The following is an 18,627-nucleotide window of genomic DNA, read 5'->3' on the forward strand; positions in this document are numbered from 1 at the left end:
ACGCGCACGCCCCCATCAGGAACGCCCATGCACCGTTCATTCCCATTCACGCGCCGTCGCGCCGTGAAGGCTTTCGGCTGTCCGCTCGTGGCTGCCGTGGCCTTGCACCTGGCCCCCGCAAAAGCCGGCTACGAGTTCGATGCCTCGTTCCTCGAGATCGGCGGTGGGCAGAGTTCGGCGGCGGTGAAACAACAGGTCAGCGCCATGAGCGAAGGCCAGTTGCCGGGAATCTACCGGGTCGATGTGCTAGTCAACCAACACGCTGTCGACCAGCGCGACGTGCGCTTCGTGCGCGCCACCGGCACGGCGGATCGCTCGGCCACGGGGCTGTTCCCGTGCCTGGATGCGGATTTTTTGCGCGCCCAGGGCGTGGCCGAAACGGCCCTGCAAAACCGAAGCGATGCGGACCCCACCTGCGTGGCCTTCGACCAAGGCCTGGCCGGGGTGGTCTACGACTACGACTTCAACCGCCAGTTGCTGTCGATCGACATTCCCCAGGCGTACCTGGGCAGTATTGCGTTTGAGGTGCGCCGTCGGCAGTGGAGCACCGGTGAGAACGTGGCGTTCACCAACTACAGCTTCAGCGGCAGCACAACAGAGTCCGACAGCGGCCGTCGCCAGAACCAGTTCGGTAGCCTTCGCAGTGGCATCAATGCCGGGGCCTGGCGCCTGCGCAATTTCTCGACCTGGCAGAAAGGCACGGGCGACACCGGGCGCTGGGAGTCGATGGAAACCTATGCCCAACGGGACATGGGCAACATGATGGCGATTGCCACCCTGGGCGACGCTACCACTGAGGGCGACCTGTTCGACGCGATTCCCTATCGCGGCGTGGGCATCGCCTCGGACCTGGACATGCTGCCCGACCAGTCCCGTGAATTCGCACCGGTGGTGCGCGGCATCGCCAATGGCCGCTCGCGGGTGATCATCCGCCAGCGTGGCTACGTGATCCATGAGCAATGGGTGCCATCGGGGCCGTTTGCCTTGACGGATCTGTATCCCACCGCCAGCAATGGTGACATCGAGGTCACCGTGGAAGGCCCGGACGGCCAGCGCCAGGTCTACACCCAGTCGTTCTCGTCGGTGCCCTACATGCTGCGCGAGGGGCAGCAAAGCTATTCGTTGTTCGCCGGCCAGTACCGCCCGGCGCAGTCGGCCTTTGCACAAGAAACCCCGGCCTTCCTCCAGGCCTCCCTGCGCCGAGGTTTGAGTGGCAGTACCACGCTATTCGGCGCCAGCCTGCTCAGCGACCAATACAACGCCGGCCTGCTGGGTTTCGCCCACGACTTCGCCGGCTTCGGCGCGATTTCAGTGGACGTGACCCACGCCCGCAGCGACGCCATGGGCCATGAAAAAACCAGCGCCAGCGGCCAGTCGTTCCGCTTTCGCTATTCAAAATCCCTGGCGGCCACCGACACCAATTTCAGCCTGATCGGCTACCGCTATTCCACTGGCGGCTACTACTCGTTCAACGAAGCGCTCAACAGCCGCAATGCCGGGCAAACCCTGGACACCTACCGCCGCGGCCATATGAAAAGCAACTTCACCGTCAACGTGTCCCAGCAACTGGGCGGCTACGGCGGGGTGTACGCCAACGTGTCGAAAACCGCGTATTGGGACAGGGGCCATGCCGACACCTCGATCCAATTGGGTTATAGCGTGAGCGCCGGGAGTGTTTCCTACTCCCTCGGGTTGGGCCTGAACAAAGGTGCTGACAGCAACGATCGCAGCCTGTCCCTGAGTGTCAGCATGCCCCTGGGCAGCCCGCGCAACCAACGTGTCACCGCGAGCATGAACCAGAGCGCGCGCGGCGCGGCGTCACGCACCGCGACCCTCAGTGGTAACGCTTTTGACGATGACACCCTGGCTTACAGCGCGGGCGTGGCGCAGCAAGTCAACGGCGCCCAACGCCAGACGGGCGGCACGTTCGCCGCCCAGTACGACGCGCCGAGCGCGATTGTGCGCGGTGCCTACAACGAGTCCACCGGCAACCGCCAACTGGACCTGGGCGTGGAAGGTTCGGTGGTGGCGTACGGCAGCAACCTGATGTTCAGCCAGCCGCTGGGCGAAACCAATGTCATCGTCGCTACGCCAGGAGCCGCCGATGTGGCGATCACCAACAAGCGTGGGGTGCGTACCAATGCCAATGGCTACACGGTGGTGCCGTCCGCCCTGCCCTATCGTAAGAACCGCGTGTCCCTGGCCACCCAGTCGATGTCCGCTGACATCGACATCGCCGAGCCGGTGCAGGAAGTCACGCCCAATCGCGGCGCCTTTGTGCTGGCGGACTTCGACACCCGGCGCGGCAAACGCATTCTGTTCCGCATCCGCGACACCCAAGGCGAAGCCGCGCCCTTTGCCGCGCGCGCCGAACTCTTCGCGGCAGACGGCCGTTCGCTGGGCAACACCCTGGTGGCGGACAAGGGCCGCGCGTTCCTGACCGGCGTGCCGCCCGAGGCACGCCTGTTGATCAGCGTGGACGGGCAACCGTGGTGCAGCCGCGAATTGAAACTGCAAGACGACGGTCCTGCCGAGGGTGGGATTACTCAACTGAACATTCAATGTGAGCGTGCGGCCGGTGAGTCGGGCGCCAAGGATTCGTGATCATGAATATCCTGGGCAAAACGCACGCTGGGCTGATGCTGGCGTTGGTGTGCGCCGTATTGAGCGGCCTGCCGCAATCGGCGCACGCCTTGATTGGTGGCAACCTCGAATGCTCAATGCCGGGCTACCCGAGCAATGGCTACCGGTTCACGCCGGGGCAGGAGATCGATATTGCCTATACCGGCACTTGCACCATTCGCCGGGCCTTCCCTTATGCGGCCGGCATGAATGCGCAGATCGCCTATATGTCCGGCGCCGATCAGGCCCGGTTGCGCTTTGTCGACCCATACAGCAACACCTACATGCTTGAGTTGCCCCTGGGCCAATATGGAGGGAGTTGTCTGGGCGGGCCCTGCCGGCCGCTGCCGCTCAACACGGTGGTGCCCTATCGATACAGACTGGTGGGCACGGCGCCCCGTACTACGGGCCGGCGCTATGTCCAGCTGTACCTTGGCGTGACTTCGCATAATTACGCCAATTGGGCCGAATGGTTCATGCAATATCCGTTTAACTACACGGTCTACCTGCCCGCCTGCAGCTTGAGTTCACCGAGCAGCGTCGACCTGTCGTTCGGCACCATCAGCAGTGCCGACCTCAGTAACCAGAAGCAATCCACCTCGGTATCAGTCACCTGCCCAGCCGCTGTACAAGCCACCGCTACGCTGGTGCCAAGCCAAGCGGTGGTCAGCGCCAGTAACGGCGTATCGCGCACCACCTTGGCGGGGCTGAACATGCAGGCACGCTGGGGGGATAACACGCCGGTAAACCTGAATAGCCCGCGCACCCTGCAGCTTCGCCAGGGCAGCAACAGCTTGGGGCTGGGTTTCACCCCGCAATTGGAAAGCGGCCAATCCCCGGCCGGTGCCTTCCAGAGCCAATACACCCTGACCATCGACTATCGCTGAGACCATCGCCATGAAAACCTCACTGCTCGCCCTGGCGCTGCTCAGCGCCACCGCACAGGCCGCGGATACCGTGAACATCACCGTACGCGGCACCCTGACTCGTCCGCCGTGCGTGCTCAGCACCAGCACCACCCTCACCGCCGAATTTGGTGATGTACGCACCGACCAAGTGACTACGACCGCCACCCAGCCCATCCCCGTGCAATTGATTTGCCCGGCGGGCTCATCGATGAATGTCAGCTTCAGCGCCAATAACGGCACACATACGGCCACTGTCGCCAAAACCACCGTCGACAACTTGGGCGTGTCGCTGTTGTGGGCGGCCGACGATTCCTTGGCCAACCTCAACGGCACCACCAAGCGCTACACCAACCTGAGTGGCAACGTCGATATCAGCCTCAAGGCACAATTGATTGCGCGCGGGGCATTGACGCCCGGAGCCTTCAGTTCGTCCATGGTCATGACCATCAATTACTTATGAACAGGTTGCTTTGGATACTGCTGGCGATGACCGGCGCAGCCGCTGCCCAGGCAGCGGACCAAGCAAAGGTCGACGTCACCGGCAAGCTGATCGCGCCCCCTTGCTCAGCGCGTTTTCCCAGTACGCAACAGGTGGACCTGGGCAACGTGAACCTCAACCAGTTGGCCGACGCCAGTGCCGGCGTCACCGACGTGCCGCTGGTGTTCGATTGCCAGCCCAACAGCCAAGTCAGCCTAACCCTCACGGCGGGCGTGGGCAGCGTTGACAGCCACACCCTGCTCACCAGCCGCCCGGCCCTGGGCTTGCAGCTTGGCTTGCTGAATAAAGGCGTGAAGGCTGATTTCAGCCTGGGGGAAACCGGCACCTGGCCGGTAACCGACGGACCGCTGGAACTGACCCTGCGCGTCAAGCCCGTGTCCGTGGGTGAACTGCCCGACGCGGGCAGCTACAGCGCAATGCTGTTGATGCACATCACCTACCGCTGACTACTGGAACTGCCGCGCCTCGATGCAATAGGTCAGCAACGCCTGGTCACTGTCCACGTCCAGCTTGCGCATGGCGGAGATTTTCTGCGCGCTGACGGTCTTGTTGCTGCGGCTCAGTTGCCGCGCGATATCGCTGACGCTCATGCCCGTCACAAATAAACGCAGCACCTCCATTTCCCGCGGCGACAGGCTCTGGAAGCGCTCCTGCACCTGGAAAGCATTGCCCACCACCGACGTCGCCGCAGGCCTAGGCGCCTGGTAATTGCGCTGGGCACTGATGGCGCCCAAGGCTTTTTCGATTTCGTCGTGCAGGTGGTTTTTCTGGATCACGCCTGCCACCCCCAATTCCTGTAGACGGGTGAGGATCAGGCTGTTGGAGATCATGGTCAGCACCAGCACCTGGGTGTCGGGGAAGTGCCGCAGGATGTACTCGATCAGTTTCAAGCCATCGCCGTAGGTGTCGTCGCCCGGCATGTTGAAATCAGTGATCAGCACTTGCGGCCGGTGCGCGCGCAACAGTTCGATCAACTGGCTGGAACTGACGGCTTCGCCCACCAGGCGATAACGTGAATCACGTTGCACAATCTCGCGCACGCCCACCAGAACGATCGGGTGGTCGTCGGCAATGACGACGTTCATTTCTCGCATTATTTATCTTCCTTGTAGTGAGCTTTCGACTCTGCCAGCAAGCAGTGCGCTACCGCCGTCAGCCGCGCACACAACGCCCGGATCTGCGTGGTCGCGTGGTGATCCAGAGGGCCTTCGTACAGCGTGTTTTCCCAGGTCTGACACGCATTGGAGAGCACCCCGGCACGCACACTGGCCAGCGCACCGTTGAGGCTATGCAGGCGCTGGCGCACCCGGTCGGCATCGCCGGCGGCCAGGCCCTGTTCGATGTGCTGCACATCCTCCAGCAAGGTATCGCCCATCAATTGGCGCATGGACGGGGACAACTCGATCCAGCCGTCGCGGTCACGCTCCGCCGGAGACACCGCCAGGGCGCTGGCGCGGCGACAGTGCGCCATCAAGGCCTGGCGCAGCGTGCTCATGCTCAGCGGCTTGACCACCCAGGCGTTCATGCCGACCGCCAGGCAACGCTCGCCTTCCTCGCGCAGGGCGTTGGCAGTCACGCCAATAATCGGCACCTGCACCCCCTGTTCACGCAGTGCGCGGGCCAGGTCATAGCCGTTGAGGCGCGGCATGTTGATGTCGGTGATCACCAGGTCGAACGGCTGCGAGCCCCAGATTTGCAGGGCGTGCTCGCCGTCCCGCGCCACGGTGGCCTGGGCGCCGAGGGCTTCGAGCTGCTCTTGCAGCACGGCCTGGCTGACCGGGTTGTCTTCGGCCACCAGCACCCGTACGTTCAGGCAAGGCGCATCCAGGCACGACGGCACCAGTTCGGGACTGGCCACCAAGGGGGCACCGTCAACGATCGGCAAGGTGATGAACAGCGAAAAGCTGCTGCCCAACCCTGGCTCACTGACCACACGCATGCTGCCGCCCATCAACTCACTCAAGCGCGAGCAGATCGACAGTCCCAGCCCCGCCCCGTTGCCATCCTGGCCGCCCGCCACTTGGTAGAACGGCTTGAACAATTGATCCAGGGCCTTTTCCGGAATGCCCACGCCGGTATCGGTGACTTGCCATTGCAGGGCGACTTCATTGGCGAGCAGTGCCTGCACGGTCAGCCGCAAACGCACACGCCCCGACTCGGTGAACTTGATCGCATTGCCCAGCAGGTTATGCAGGATCTGGCGGATACGCCCCGCATCGCCCAACAGTGGATGGGGCACTTGCGGGTCGATTTCCGCATCGATCTGCAAACCCTTGTTGCGTGCCGTGGCAGTAAAGCCCAGCACGGCTTCCTCCACCAGTTGCCGCGGGTTGAACGGCGCCGCTTCCACGGCCATTTGCCCGGACTCGATCTTCGACACGTCGAGTATGTTGCTGATCAGCTGAAACAGCACGGTGGACGAGCCTTGGATAATTTCCAGGTACTGGCGCTGGCGCTCGCTCATGGCGGTCAGGGCCATCAGTTCCAGGTTGCCCAGCACGCCGTACAGGGGCGTGCGGATCTCATGGCTCATGGTGGCCAGGAACACGGTCTTGGCTTCATTGGCGGCCGTGGCTTCCTGGCGGGCCTGGTTCAACTGCAAGGTTTCGTCCACGTGGCGGGTGATGTCGTTGCAGCCGCACAGGAACACGTCTTCGCCTTCGTAGCGCGCGGCCACTACCACAATTTGCAGGTAGCGGCCCTGCACGGCCAGGCACATCTCGCCGGGGGTGTCCGGGCCGTCGTTGGCCTTGAGCACGGCCACCAGCGGTGCGGTGCCCCCCAGGAGCAAGGCACGTTGGTTTTCCAGCAACAACTGGCAGTCGCTGCGCCGCACCACACACAGGCCCGCCGGGGCGTTGTGCAGCATGATGCGGTTGAACGCCTCACTATCGAACAGACGCTCCTGGGCACGTTGGGCCGGGCTGACAATGCGGGTCTTGTACCAATGGTTGATCCACCAGCCCAGCAGCACGGCCGCCAGAAACGTCAGGCCCAGGCCCAACAGCGGCCACTTGGCGTAGCGCAGGAAATCCTGATAGCTGATGGCGTACAGGCCGGTCCAGTGCTCGCCGCCCTCGCTGAGCATCTTGAAGCGCAACCCCTGGCTGTTGAAGCTCAGGCACAGGGGCGCCATGTGTTCATCACCCAGGCTGCCGAGCAAGACATCGCCCTGGGGTGAGATCAGGGTGAACTGGTTGTAGACCGAGCGCTGCAGCACCCGCTCGAACTCATCGACCTGGGAGGTATCCACCACGGCCGCCAGGGTCAGCAGGCCCTGGGGTTGATTGGCCGGGAGCACGGCGGCGGGCGCATCGAGGCCGATCATCGCGACCACGCTGCGGCTGCGTGGATACAGTTGCAAGGGCGCACGCATCCAGCGTACGCGGCTGTCGGTGAGCAACAGGCTTTGGCTTTGTTGTAACTGGTGCAGGCGGCTCGCCACCTCGCGGTAGTGCTCGCGCAACAACGGCTGATGCTGGCGCAGGCCGCCAATGCCCGGTACGGCCAGGCTGGCGACGTCATTGGGCGTAAACACGAACACCTGCGGCGAGGCATAAAAGGAACTGGCCCAGTAGCCGCCGTAGTAGTCGGTCAATTGCACGCCAAACGCCAGCGCGCGGCGCGTGTCATCCGCCGAGAACCCCACCGCGTGGGACAAGGTAAATGGCAACGACAATGCAAAGCCCTTGGCTTGCACCACGACTTGCCCGGCGTCGCGCTGCAGCTCCACCACCTGGGTGGATTGCACTGACGGCAGCGGCGGCGCATTGCTGCGGCTGTAGCCAACAGCGACGTTGCGCAGGAACGCCTCGTGCTCGTGGATGATCTCCACCACGCGGGCGAAGTGAAACTCGACCTTTTCCTGCTCGGCATCGAGCAACCGCGAGACCGCCCAATAGCAACTGCTGGACAGCAACAGGACGAGCCCGGTGAGCAGCAACAGGGCGGTGTTCAAGCGCTGGGAACTCTGTGCCAGCTTATCCAGGCGCAGGCTTGCATGTTTCATCGTCAGTACCGCAGAAGCCTGAATCAGGACGTGGAGCCTATGCATGATCCCGGCATTGGCCAATAACGCCCGGCTGACCGGGCGACCCTTCCTTCGGGCTTCTTGAGTGTGTGACCCTGGCCGCTCAGATAAGTGCTGGCGCAGGGCCATCTTCTATCAGCAACGCACTGAACTTATCCGCGGCAACCCCTTGAGAAATCAGGAAGCCCTGCACCTGGTCGCAGCGAATACGCCGCAATACCGCCAGTTCCGCCTGGGTTTCGGCGCCTTCGGCAATGGTGGTCAGCCCCAGCTTGCGGCCCAGTTCGACGATGCTTTGCAAGGCCGAGGCCAGGCTTTCATTTTCTGCACAGCCATGCACCAGCGAGCGGTCGATCTTCACTTCATTGAACGGCGTGGAGACCAGGTTGAAGTAGGAACTGAAACCCTTGCCAAAATCGTCCTGCGCCAGGCCGAAACCCATCATGCGCAAGCGGCATGCTCCAGCGTAGTAGTTACTGGGCAACTGTGTGGTGGAGCTTTCCATCAATTCGAAGGTGATTTGCCGGGGCTCGGCATCCCGGTGCTGAACCTGGGCCAGCAGACGGTCGACCAAGTCGCACTGGTCGAGCAGATGGGTAGGCAGGTTGATCGATACCGGCAGCCGGTAGCCGAGTTGCGCCCACTGGGCCTGGGCCGTCAGGGTCTGGGCGAGGATGCAGGTCAGCAGTTGGGTTTCCAGGCCCAGGCGTTCGATTTCGCCCAGGAACTCACCCGGCATCAACAGCCCCTCCACCGGGTGGACCCAGCGCGCCAGGGCTTCGGCGCCGACGATGCGCCCGTCCTGCAACGACTTTTTTGGCTGGAACCAGGCCTGGATCTCTCCGTTGGCCAAGGCGCGTACCAGGTTCTCCCGTGGCAGGTTGACGCCGCGGTGGCAGCACGGCGCGCGCGCCTGTTCGGCGAGTTTGTCGAGGCAATCGCGCAGGGTGCGCACCTGGGGCTCGCGCACCGGTTTGGAGATCAACCCGGCAACGGTCAGGCCCAGGTTCCCCGCGACCTGGCCGGCACCCACGAGCATGCGTCGCGAGGCCACGCTCATCAGCGCCAGGGCCGGTGGGGCGTCAAGGTGCGCCAGCTGCTGGATCAATTGCACGCCGTCCATCCCCGGCATCATCAAGTCGCTGAGCAGCAGGTCATAGCGCTGGCGGGCCAGGCGCTGCAACGCGCTCGCCCCGTCCCACACCACGTCGACGTCAAAGCCGCCGATGGCCTGGAACACGTTGATCAGGTACTCATGTTGAAAGGGATGGTCCTCCACGATGAGCACGCGATAGGCACTCAAACCACGCTCCTCTGGTAAGGCTGCAGGCACTGGTAGAGCGCGCGCAGGGTGAAGGGCTTGACCAGGCAGTGGTCCATGCCCGCATTGAGGCAGCGCTCGGCTTCATCGAGCATGGCATTGGCGGTAGCGCCGATGATCGGCAGCGAGCATCCCAGGCGGCGCAGTTGCTCGGTGAGTTCGTAGCCATTCATGCGCGGCATGTTGACGTCGGTGAGGATCATGTCGAACGCGGTTTCGCCCCACAGCGAGAGGGCTTCAATGCCGTCGCCGGCGAGCACCACCGTGCAGCCGAGTTCTTCGAGTTGATCGCGCAGGATCAACTGGTTGATCAGGTTGTCTTCGGCCACCAGCAGGCGCAGGTTGAGGTTGATCTCGGCCGGCGCCTCGCAGGGGATAGGCGAATGGTTTTCCTCGATGCCCTGTGCCCGGCTGACCGCGCGATTGAGGGCCTGCAGGTTGTTCAGGCCGATCTGCCAGCAGGCCACGGGCCCAGGGTAGACGCCATGTTCATCGGTACCCACTATCACCCGTGGGCCACCCCAATGCAGCCGTTGGCCCGGATCGACCGGGCCGGGATAGAGCTCAACCAGCACCGCGCCGGGATCGGCCTCGGCCGAGTGCGGTACACCCAATTGCGCCCGTGCGCCCCAGCGTCGCAACCAGCCGCCCATGCTCTCGGCCAACTCGCGCACCGGCGACACCACGTAGACCCGCTCGCCCAGCAAGGGCAACGCCCACGGCTCATCGGCGTACTCGTCAACCTGCTCCAACGGCAGGGTGAAGGTAAAACTGCTGCCCAGCCCTGGCTCGCTGACCACGCGCAGCGTGCCGTTCATCAAGTGCACCAGGCGCTTGCAGATCGACAGCCCAAGGCCGGTGCCCGCGACCACATTGGCATTGCCACTGGCCTGGAAAAAAGGCTCGAACAGGTACTGCTGGTCGTGCGCGGCAATCCCCTTGCCGGTGTCGACCACTTGCCACTGCAACAGGGCGCGCTCGCCTTCGCGGCTCTCCAGGCGCAAGCGCAATACGATGCGCCCGCTCTCGGTGAACTTCAGCGCGTTGTTGAGCAGGTTATTGAGAATCTGGCGGATACGCGTGACGTCGCCTCGCACATGGTCCGGCAGTTGCGGGTCGAGGCAGGCAAACAACTGCAAACCCTTGCTCTGGGCCGCTCCCGCATACCCTTGAATCACCTCTTGCACCAGCTCCAGCGGGGAAAACACGCTGAGTTCGAGGGACAGTTGCCCCGCCTCGATTTTCGACACATCCAACACATCGCATATCAATTGCAGCAAGTTCGCCGACGAGCCCTCGATGGCATTCAGGTAACCACGTTGCTGGCTGTTGAGGTCGGTGCGGGCGAGCAATTCCAGGGTGCCCAACACACCATACAAGGGCGTGCGGATTTCATGGCTCATGGTGGCCAGGAATAAGGTCTTGGCCTCATTGGCCGCATCCGCCAGGGTGCGTGCCTGCTGCAAGGCCAGCTCCACCTGCTTGCGCTCGCTGATATCGCTGAACGCGCAAATCAACACTTCTTCACGCTGGTAGCGGGTGGGTGCGAAACTCAGGAACAAGTGGCGGCCATCGGCCATTTGCAGCTCTTCGGTGTTGTTTTGTTCGGCGGCGTGAAAGGCCCGGCGAATCCAGTCGTGACACAGTTGCTCGCGCTCCCGACCGTTGCCCAGCCATTGGCGCGACAGGGGGTTTTCCAGCACCACCTCGCCGTCACTGCGGCGCAGTACGCACAGGGCAACTGGCGCGATACGAATCACTGCGCTGCTGAACGCCTCGCTTTCCACCAAGGCTTCAATGCGATTGGCCGCCGGGATGATCAGTCGCTGATCGATACGTCGCACCAGCCGCACCATCAACACGCTCACCAGTACGCACAGCAGCAGGCACACCAGCAACGGCACGGCCAGGCTGGGCAACAACGAAACCAGCTCCAGGCTGTAGACGATCTGCCATTGGGAAAAACCCAAGTGTTTGCGGATGGCCAGGCGGTCCGGCAACCAGCGACTGCCCTCCCAGCCGAAACAGGCCGTGGCGTGATACTGGTGCAGCACCGTCGCCGCCGAGGTTTGCTGGGGCGTACTGCTGAAAATCAGTTGGCCCGTGCCGTCGAGCAACATGAAGTCACCGGCTTTTTCATGCTGCAGGGCGTTGATCAGGTCGGGGGCGTCCACTTCCAGGCCGAGCCAACCCGAGGCAGGGCTGCGCTCGTCCAGACGCGTAAAGATATACAGCGGCGAATCCTGCCGGCTTTGCTCGGTGAGCCACAGCTCATCGCTGAGCGACTCGTTACCGGTATCCACCGCCATCAGCCGCTGCAACACCGTCTGTGGCACAGCCTGCGGTGCAGGGCCGACGGTATACAAGCGTTCCACCCCAGGCTCGGCACGCTGGGCCACGTAAATCAGGTTGACCTGATTGGCCTCCAGATAGTCGAGCATGCGCCGGGTCAGCCACAGGCTCCAGATATTGCCCGCCTCGCCCAGGGTGATATGCACCTCTTCGGCGGGCACGTTATTGAGGTTGCCCACGGGCGCCGTCACATGCCGCACCGTCGACAGGCCCAGGCTTTTCAGCAGCGTCTGGCGGCTGACAAAGAAACTCTGGGCATCGGAAACCGCCTCATTCATATAGCTGCGCCGCAACGAAATCTCCTCGCTGAGCGCGGCGCGCAAATAGCTGTAGGCGCCCGCGTACACGCCCAGCACCAACGCCAGGGCGAACAGGCGCAACAGCTTGCGGGCCGCTTTGGGCGTGGAGAAGGACGAGTCGAGAGGTTGCAGGAAATGTTTGAGTTTCATCACCGCAAGCGTACGGCGCGCACACGAGCCGGAGAATAAGACGGATCTCAAAGCGCCATTGAACTCTGCCGTAAATCGCTGTTCTAGACAGGTTCGCCGCTGCGTGCGTAGCATCGGCGGCTCTCCTTCGTGTTATCCATCTCAACAGAGCGATCCATGTCTATCCACCAAACTCCCGGGCACGTGCTGCCCGCGCGCAGTGCCGCCAAAATGGAAGCGGCCATGGCCGTGGGCGCTTTCGCTATCGGTACTGGCGAATTCGCCATCATGGGCTTGATGCCCGACATTGCCCAAAACCTCGGCCTAAGCGAACCCCAGGTCGGCCACGCCATCAGCGCCTACGCCCTGGGCGTGATGGTCGGCGCGCCACTGCTGGCGATCCTCGGCGCCAAGCTGCTGCGCAAACACATGCTGTTGTTACTGATGGGGCTGTATGCCCTGGGTAACCTGGCCACTGCGTTCACGCCGACCTTCGGCTCGCTGGTGGCGTTCCGCTTTATCAGCGGCCTGCCCCACGGTGCCTACTTCGGTATTGCTGCGGTGGTCGCCTCCAGCATGGTGCCCAACGACAAACGCGCCGGCGCTGTAGCACGGGTGATGATGGGACTGACGTTGGCCATGTTGCTCGGCAACCCCATTGCCACCTTCCTGGGCCAGCACCTGGGTTGGCGCTCGGCGTTCGCGTTGGTGAGCGTGATTGCCCTGTGCACCATCGCCTTGGTCTGGCAGTTCGTGCCCCACCGCCACGACGAACAGCGCAGCGACCCGCGCAAGGAACTGCGAGCCTTTACCAAGCCGCAGGTGTGGATGGCCCTGGCCATTGGTGCAATCGGCTTTGCGGGCATGTTCTGCGTATTCAGCTACCTGGCGCCGACCATGCTCGAAGTGACCAAAGTGTCGCCACAGTGGATTCCGTTTGGCCTGGCCGCGTTTGGCGTCGGTGGGATTATCGGCAATATCGCCGGTGGCAAGCTGTTTGACCGTATGCAATTCCGTGCAGTCGGCTTGATCCTGGTGTGGTCGATGGCGGTGCTGGTGTTCTTCCCGTTTGCCGCAGGGTCGTTGTGGAGTGTGCTGCTTGGCATCGGGCTGGTTGGCACCATGGTCTCGCTGGCCGCGCCATTGCAGATCCGCTTGATGGATATCGCCCATGAAGCCCCTAGCCTGGCGGCGGCTTCCAACCATGCCGCGTTCAACTTGGCGAACGCGCTGGGCCCGTGGTTTGGCGGGATGGCGATCACGGCTGGATTGGGATGGACGAGTACGGGATACATCGGAGCGGTGACGGCGTTGGTGGGGCTCGGCGTTTATCTCATCGCACGGAGAATGCACGGCGGGCATTGAGCGGCGGGTATCTGAACGAATGCATCGCAGGGATACCCCTACAGCAGGCGCGCTGGGTCGGCGCGAGTCTATAAAAGAGGCGCGCCGACCCCACCAAACAAGAACCATTCGTATCTAATACGAAGCGTACTTTTACGTGGGCGCATTGTGTTTTTTTCTCTACAATATAAAAACGCAAATAAAGGAATTTTTCGTGAGCAGTCCAACGAATTCAAACGCCCGTTCCAATGATGATGAAATAGATCTGATACCACTTGTTCAAGTACTGTGGCATAGCAAGATCACGATTATTCTAACCACCCTGGTTGGCACTGTTGCTTCTTTGGCCCTTTCCGCAACTTCGCCAGAACAATGGACTGCCAGCACTTACATTACCAAACCATCGCTCTACAGCTTATATAAAGAAATCAATGAAAAGGATGCGCCAGCCAAAGCCAGTCCACTGTCATTGGAAACCAAGCTGTACAGCACCATACAGAATGATATTTTCTACTCGGCCATGGGCGTGATGGCAGCTCAATCCGTTACCTTGAAAGAAACGCCACCTAAATTGCGTGGGAATGAGCCTGTCCTTTATGTTGCCTCAACCACCGCAATGACGGCAGCACTGGCGTCTGCCCAGTTGAAATCCGCCATGGAGGCTGCCAACACCGAAGCGATAGCGCTTAACGTGCCAGCATTGGCCGCCGGCAATACGTTAAAAGCATTCAACACGCTTGATGACGTAAAAATATCCACTACTAAAAGCACTAAAAAGTTCGCCTTTCTGGGCGCCTTTTTAGGACTGATTCTAGGGAGTGCCTTTGTGCTCGGCAGGTTCTTCATTCGACAGCGTAAACAGTCGAACTGAGCATACGGAGCGCTACAGGAACTCATCAATAAGGATATAAACAACACAGACCAGCAGGGAAGCAACAACAACAATAAAAAGTTTCGCGGAAAATGTTGTTTTCATCAAGAGTACTTTATGAAAGTAAGATAATGGCCCAAGGCCATTATTGCACCGTGCCTGGCATTTTTCACGGTAATTTTTTGCTGAAAACTACCCGCACACCCTGCGCTCACAATCGAATGCCTCAGAATCTCCACTCGAAGTCAAGGTTAAAAAGACTAGCCACACCCTTATTTAATCTTCGTTCAGGAGAGGTTCAGGTTGGATCCAATGCGTTCAGAATGTAACATATTTGTCATAATTTTGAATGACAAGGATGTGTTTTGAGCTTTCCCGACAGCTGCGTGCTACAGAGCTTCCCATCGACACTCACCCATCGCAACGCTACGGTCTTCACCACGCAGGGCGCTGACAACAGCACCCAGCAAGCGATTCAGAACCTGATCGACACGCGCTACCAACTGACAGACCGCGTCAGCGCCCCGCTGAAAGGGATGGAGAACGACCTGTTCGCCAAATCCCAACCACTCGATAGCCTCAGGCCCAAACTGCGCGTCACGTTTGGCCGCTCCAAGCGAGACGGCACGTTCGACTGGCCGGTGGAAGAAGTTCTCAATACCTACACCGCACACAAACGCGGCGCGCCTGTCGCCGGCCTGTATGGTTTCGGCTACAGAAAGTCAGTGTTTGGCCTGATCCAGGAATTCTTCATCTTCACCGAGCTGCTCGACGGCTACCTCAGTGGGCTGGAATGGCTAAAGCAGGAGCGCGACATTCGCAGCCTGATCACCGCGTCATTCAAATTACTGCATGCCCTTCACAGCAAGGGCATCGTGCACATGGACTTCTGGGCCAACAATGTGATGGTCAACATGGTGCAACCCGAGCTCACCAAAGCCATCGACCTGGAAAACTGCTTTCTGACACCGACGGAACACTTGAGCGAGGTGCTGGCTTTTCAGTTTGGGTTTTATTATCGGCGGGAGATTTTCAGGTTCGTCATCGAGGAAGATTACGATCAGATGGTCATGGACGCACTGGGCAACTATGAAGGCATTGACCGCAGTCGCTTTGATGAACTCTATGCGCTGAGCAAACACGAAAACATCAGCCGCCGCGCCCGACGCGAGATCTTCCATAAAGGCACGGTCACTGCCCGCTAACCCCCCACTGGCGAAACCCATCATGGCGGGAGCTTGGGCATCTACCTGTGCTTGCCCAGGCCCAATGCCTGTACGTGATCCTGGGCCCCAGCCACGCCGAAGTCTAAACCCCCTCCCCTTTGGGGTGAGCGGGCTTGCCCCGCGCGGGGCTGCGCAGCAGCCCCATGCTTAATCAGTCGTCATGCAACAACCCCGACCCATACTCCCCATAACTGCTACCCAACCCACTGCCGCCAAAACTCATCTTGGCCGCCTTGCTGGGGGCATGGTCGCCGAACGCCTGGCATCCCCCAGCGAAACAAGGGTCGCTGCTCACACCCGAAGAAACCGACGAACACGCACTCAACAACAGCGCGCCGGCGATCATCACGACTTTGACGAGATTCGAGATCATTGTTCAATTCCCTGTGGGCTGGAGGCGCGAGGAGCCCCTATTAAGAGTGACCGTAGGCCTCAGGGCAGTTGGGAATCATGAAATTTTGCCGGGCGACAGGGTTGGTTCAGATTGCCGCTTCGCAAAGGTGCCTGGGCGTACTGCTTGGCAACGACGGGCGCAGGCGTGAGAAACGCACCGCACACCTTCCCGACACCCAAACCCCATCCCTGATAAACTGCGCACCATTCACCCCGCTCACTCAGATTCCCCAATGTCCCTACAATCCGCTCCCCTTTCCCGCCGTTTTTCCGTCGCTCCCATGATGGATTGGACCGACCGCCACTGCCGGTTCTTCCTGCGCCTGCTCTCCAAGCATGCCCTGCTCTACACCGAGATGGTCACCACCGGCGCGATCCTGCACGGCGACCACGACCGCTTCTTGCGCCACAACGAAGCCGAGCACCCGCTTGCACTGCAATTGGGCGGTAGTGTCCCCGCCGACCTGGCCGCGTGCGCGCGTATGGCCGAAGCGGCTGGTTACGACGAAGTGAACCTGAACGTCGGCTGCCCCAGCGACCGCGTGCAGAACAATATGATCGGCGCGATCCTAATGGCGCACCCGGCGTTGGTGGCGGAGTGTGTGAAGGCAATGCGTGATGCAGTGTCGATTCCGGTGACGGTGAAGCATCGCATCGGGATCAATGGGCGGGACAGTTATGCCGAGCTGTGTGATTTCGTCGGGACAGTCAAGGACGCGGGTTGCACCAGTTTTACCGTGCATGCGCGGATCGCGATTCTGGAGGGGTTGTCGCCGAAGGAGAATCGCGACATTCCGCCGTTGCGCTATGACGTGGCAGCGCAGTTGAAGCGGGACTTTCCGGAGTTGGAGATAGTGCTTAACGGCGGGATCAAGACGCTGGAGCAGTGCCATGAGCATTTGCAGACGTTTGATGGCGTGATGCTGGGCCGGGAGGCTTATCACAATCCGTACCTGCTGGCGGAAGTGGATCAGCAGCTGTTTGGCAGTGACGCGCCGGTGATCAGTCGGGCGGAGGCGTTGGTGCAGTTGCGGCCTTATATTGCGCAGCATTTGGCGACCGGTGGCTCGATGCACCATATCACTCGGCATATCCTGGGGCTGGGCACCGGTTTCCCTGGGGCGCGCAAGTTCAGGCAGTTGTTGTCGGTGGATATTCACAAGGCGAGTGATCCATTGGCGTTGCTGGATCAAGCTGGGGCTTTGTTGGAAGGGCGGTGAGTTGCGGTTGATGATTAGGTGGGCTGCCTGCGCTCATCGCTGCGTAGGTATCTACACGATTCTGAAGCAACCACATTTGGATTGCAGGGCAACAGATAGATAGCGGTCGGCTGTCAGGCCGCCTTCGCAGGCAAGCCAGCTCCCACATTTGGATTGCGGGGCAACAGATAGATAGCGGTCGTTTGTCAGGCCGACGGCGGGGAAAAGCTCACTCTCCAAAGTTCCGGCGCCGTACCCAGAGTTATGTAGGTACCTATGCTCATCGCTGACAAGCCAGCGCCTACAGGAGCTCGAATCGGGTTGAACCTGCTGCCGGTTTTGGCCTCCTATCTAGCATCAAGGCCGGTGATTCAAACGGCTGTTTTCAGGTTATTGCCCTCGCAAACGATCGAACGCATTTGCGCCCTTGAGCGCCTGTCGGCGCTCGGGTAATGTCATCAGACCCACAGGACAGAGCACGCCCATGACTTCCAAGCTGGAACAACTCAAGCAATTCACCACTGTCGTAGCCGATACCGGCGATTTTTCTACCCTCGCCAAACTCAAGCCGCAAGACGCCACCACCAACCCTTCCCTGCTGCTCAAGGCCGCTTCGATCCCAGGCTATGCCAACCTTCTGGACGAAGCCGTAAAAGACTGCAACGGTGACGTGGGCCTGGCCAGCGACCGTTTTGCGGTGGCGGTGGGTCAAGAGATCCTCAAAGTGGTACCGGGCCGCATTTCCACCGAGGTGGATGCCCGCCTGTCATTCGACGAAGCTGCCATTCTCAAGCGTGCGCACCGTCTGATCGACCTGTACGACAAAGCCGGCGTTGGCCGCGACCGCGTGCTGATCAAGATCGCCTCCACCTGGGAAGGCATCCGCGCGGCGGAGAAGCTGGAAAAAGAAGGCATCCAGACCAACCTGACCCTGCTGTTCTCGTTCGCCCAGGCTGTGGCGTGTGCAGAGGCTGGCGTGTTCCTGATCTCGCCGTTCGTGGGCCGTATCTACGATTGGTACAAAAAGGCCAATGGCAACGACTACACCGGTGCTGAAGACCCGGGCGTGCAGTCGGTGACGCGCATCTACAACTACTACAAGGCCAACGGCTACAAGACCGTGGTGATGGGGGCGAGCTTCCGCAACCTGAGCCAGATCGAAGAGCTGGCAGGCTGCGATCGCCTGACCATCAGCCCCGATTTGCTGGAGAAGCTGGCGGCCGATGAAGGCAAGCTGGAACGCAAGCTGTCGCCAGGCCATGCCGGTGAAGCGCGTGTGCATTTGACTGAAGCGCAGTTCCGCTGGGAGTCCAACGAGGACGCGATGGCGACTGAGAAGCTGGCGGAAGGTATTCGTCAGTTTGCTCGAGACCAAGAGAAGCTGGAGGCGTTGCTGACTGCCAAGCTGTAAAAGGCAGCGACTGCAAAAAGGGC

The 18,627-nt window shown here is 61.1% G+C and carries 14 protein-coding genes; 9 read left to right on the plus strand and 5 right to left on the minus strand.

Going from position 1 to position 18,627, the window contains the following annotated elements:
* The first annotated feature begins 27 nt into the window (after window positions 1-27).
* Genes AC0IYN_RS02335 through AC0IYN_RS02350 form a run of 4 tightly spaced genes read left to right on the plus strand, consistent with a single transcriptional unit; the run spans window position 28 to window position 4,475 of the window.
* Complete coding sequence (locus AC0IYN_RS02335; RefSeq protein WP_471840423.1) at window positions 28-2,604, plus strand: fimbria/pilus outer membrane usher protein; 2,577 nt, start codon at window positions 28-30, stop codon at window positions 2,602-2,604.
* Window positions 2,605-2,606: 2 nt separating this feature from the next.
* Window positions 2,607-3,509, plus strand: a complete 903-nt coding sequence (locus tag AC0IYN_RS02340) for a fimbrial protein (RefSeq protein ID WP_471840425.1) — start codon at window positions 2,607-2,609, stop codon at window positions 3,507-3,509.
* Between the two features lie 10 nt (window positions 3,510-3,519).
* On the plus strand, window positions 3,520-3,990 hold the full coding sequence (locus AC0IYN_RS02345) for a fimbrial protein (protein WP_064052316.1): 471 nt from the start codon (window positions 3,520-3,522) through the stop codon (window positions 3,988-3,990).
* Window positions 3,987-4,475: a fimbrial protein gene (locus AC0IYN_RS02350; protein ID WP_471840426.1), complete on the plus strand. Its 489-nt coding sequence runs from the start codon at window positions 3,987-3,989 to the stop codon at window positions 4,473-4,475. The genes AC0IYN_RS02345 and AC0IYN_RS02350 overlap by 4 nt, the downstream gene beginning before the upstream one ends.
* Here the strand turns inward: AC0IYN_RS02350 and AC0IYN_RS02355 are convergent, their stop codons facing one another.
* The 4 genes from AC0IYN_RS02355 to AC0IYN_RS02370 form a co-directional block, all read right to left on the minus strand.
* On the minus strand, window positions 4,476-5,123 hold the full coding sequence (locus tag AC0IYN_RS02355; protein WP_457238369.1) for a response regulator: 648 nt from the start codon (window positions 5,121-5,123) through the stop codon (window positions 4,476-4,478).
* Window positions 5,123-8,038 (minus strand): ATP-binding protein, encoded by a 2,916-nt coding sequence (locus AC0IYN_RS02360; RefSeq protein WP_471840428.1) that lies wholly within the window; start codon window positions 8,036-8,038, stop codon window positions 5,123-5,125. The genes AC0IYN_RS02355 and AC0IYN_RS02360 overlap by 1 nt, the downstream gene beginning before the upstream one ends.
* Window positions 8,039-8,162: 124 nt before the next feature.
* Window positions 8,163-9,362 carry a response regulator cyclic di-GMP phosphodiesterase PvrR gene (gene pvrR, locus AC0IYN_RS02365; protein ID WP_457238371.1) on the minus strand — a complete coding sequence of 400 codons (1,200 nt, stop codon included), beginning with the start codon at window positions 9,360-9,362 and terminating at the stop codon, window positions 8,163-8,165.
* Complete coding sequence (locus tag AC0IYN_RS02370; RefSeq protein WP_471840430.1) at window positions 9,359-12,181, minus strand: ATP-binding protein; 2,823 nt, start codon at window positions 12,179-12,181, stop codon at window positions 9,359-9,361. Before AC0IYN_RS02370 ends, pvrR begins: the two co-directional genes overlap by 4 nt.
* Window positions 12,182-12,337: 156 nt before the next feature.
* Between AC0IYN_RS02370 and AC0IYN_RS02375 the strand changes: the two genes are divergently transcribed.
* The 3 genes from AC0IYN_RS02375 to AC0IYN_RS02385 all read left to right on the plus strand — a co-directional run bounded on the left by AC0IYN_RS02375 (window position 12,338) and on the right by AC0IYN_RS02385 (window position 15,580).
* On the plus strand, window positions 12,338-13,525 hold the full coding sequence (locus tag AC0IYN_RS02375) for an MFS transporter (RefSeq protein WP_214496413.1): 1,188 nt from the start codon (window positions 12,338-12,340) through the stop codon (window positions 13,523-13,525).
* Between the two features lie 193 nt (window positions 13,526-13,718).
* Complete coding sequence (locus AC0IYN_RS02380; protein WP_471840432.1) at window positions 13,719-14,375, plus strand: Wzz/FepE/Etk N-terminal domain-containing protein; 657 nt, start codon at window positions 13,719-13,721, stop codon at window positions 14,373-14,375.
* Window positions 14,376-14,740: 365 nt separating this feature from the next.
* The gene (locus AC0IYN_RS02385; RefSeq protein ID WP_471840434.1) at window positions 14,741-15,580 is read left to right on the plus strand and encodes a lipopolysaccharide kinase InaA family protein; all 840 of its coding nucleotides are present in this window, start codon (window positions 14,741-14,743) and stop codon (window positions 15,578-15,580) included.
* Window positions 15,581-15,752: 172 nt separating this feature from the next.
* On the opposite strand, the gene AC0IYN_RS02390 is transcribed toward AC0IYN_RS02385, so the two are convergent.
* The gene (locus AC0IYN_RS02390) at window positions 15,753-15,974 is read right to left on the minus strand and encodes a hypothetical protein (protein ID WP_406597305.1); all 222 of its coding nucleotides are present in this window, start codon (window positions 15,972-15,974) and stop codon (window positions 15,753-15,755) included.
* 253 nt (window positions 15,975-16,227) lie between these two features.
* On the opposite strand from AC0IYN_RS02390, the gene dusA reads away from it, so the two are divergent.
* Both dusA and tal read left to right on the plus strand, forming a co-directional pair.
* On the plus strand, window positions 16,228-17,214 hold the full coding sequence (dusA, locus tag AC0IYN_RS02395) for a tRNA dihydrouridine(20/20a) synthase DusA (protein WP_471840436.1): 987 nt from the start codon (window positions 16,228-16,230) through the stop codon (window positions 17,212-17,214).
* 463 nt (window positions 17,215-17,677) lie between these two features.
* Window positions 17,678-18,604, plus strand: coding sequence for a transaldolase (gene tal, locus AC0IYN_RS02400; RefSeq protein ID WP_099494413.1), 927 nt, complete (start codon window positions 17,678-17,680; stop codon window positions 18,602-18,604).
* Window positions 18,605-18,627: the final 23 nt, after the last annotated feature.

It is taken from the genome of Pseudomonas sp. AC112 (genome assembly GCF_979253545.1).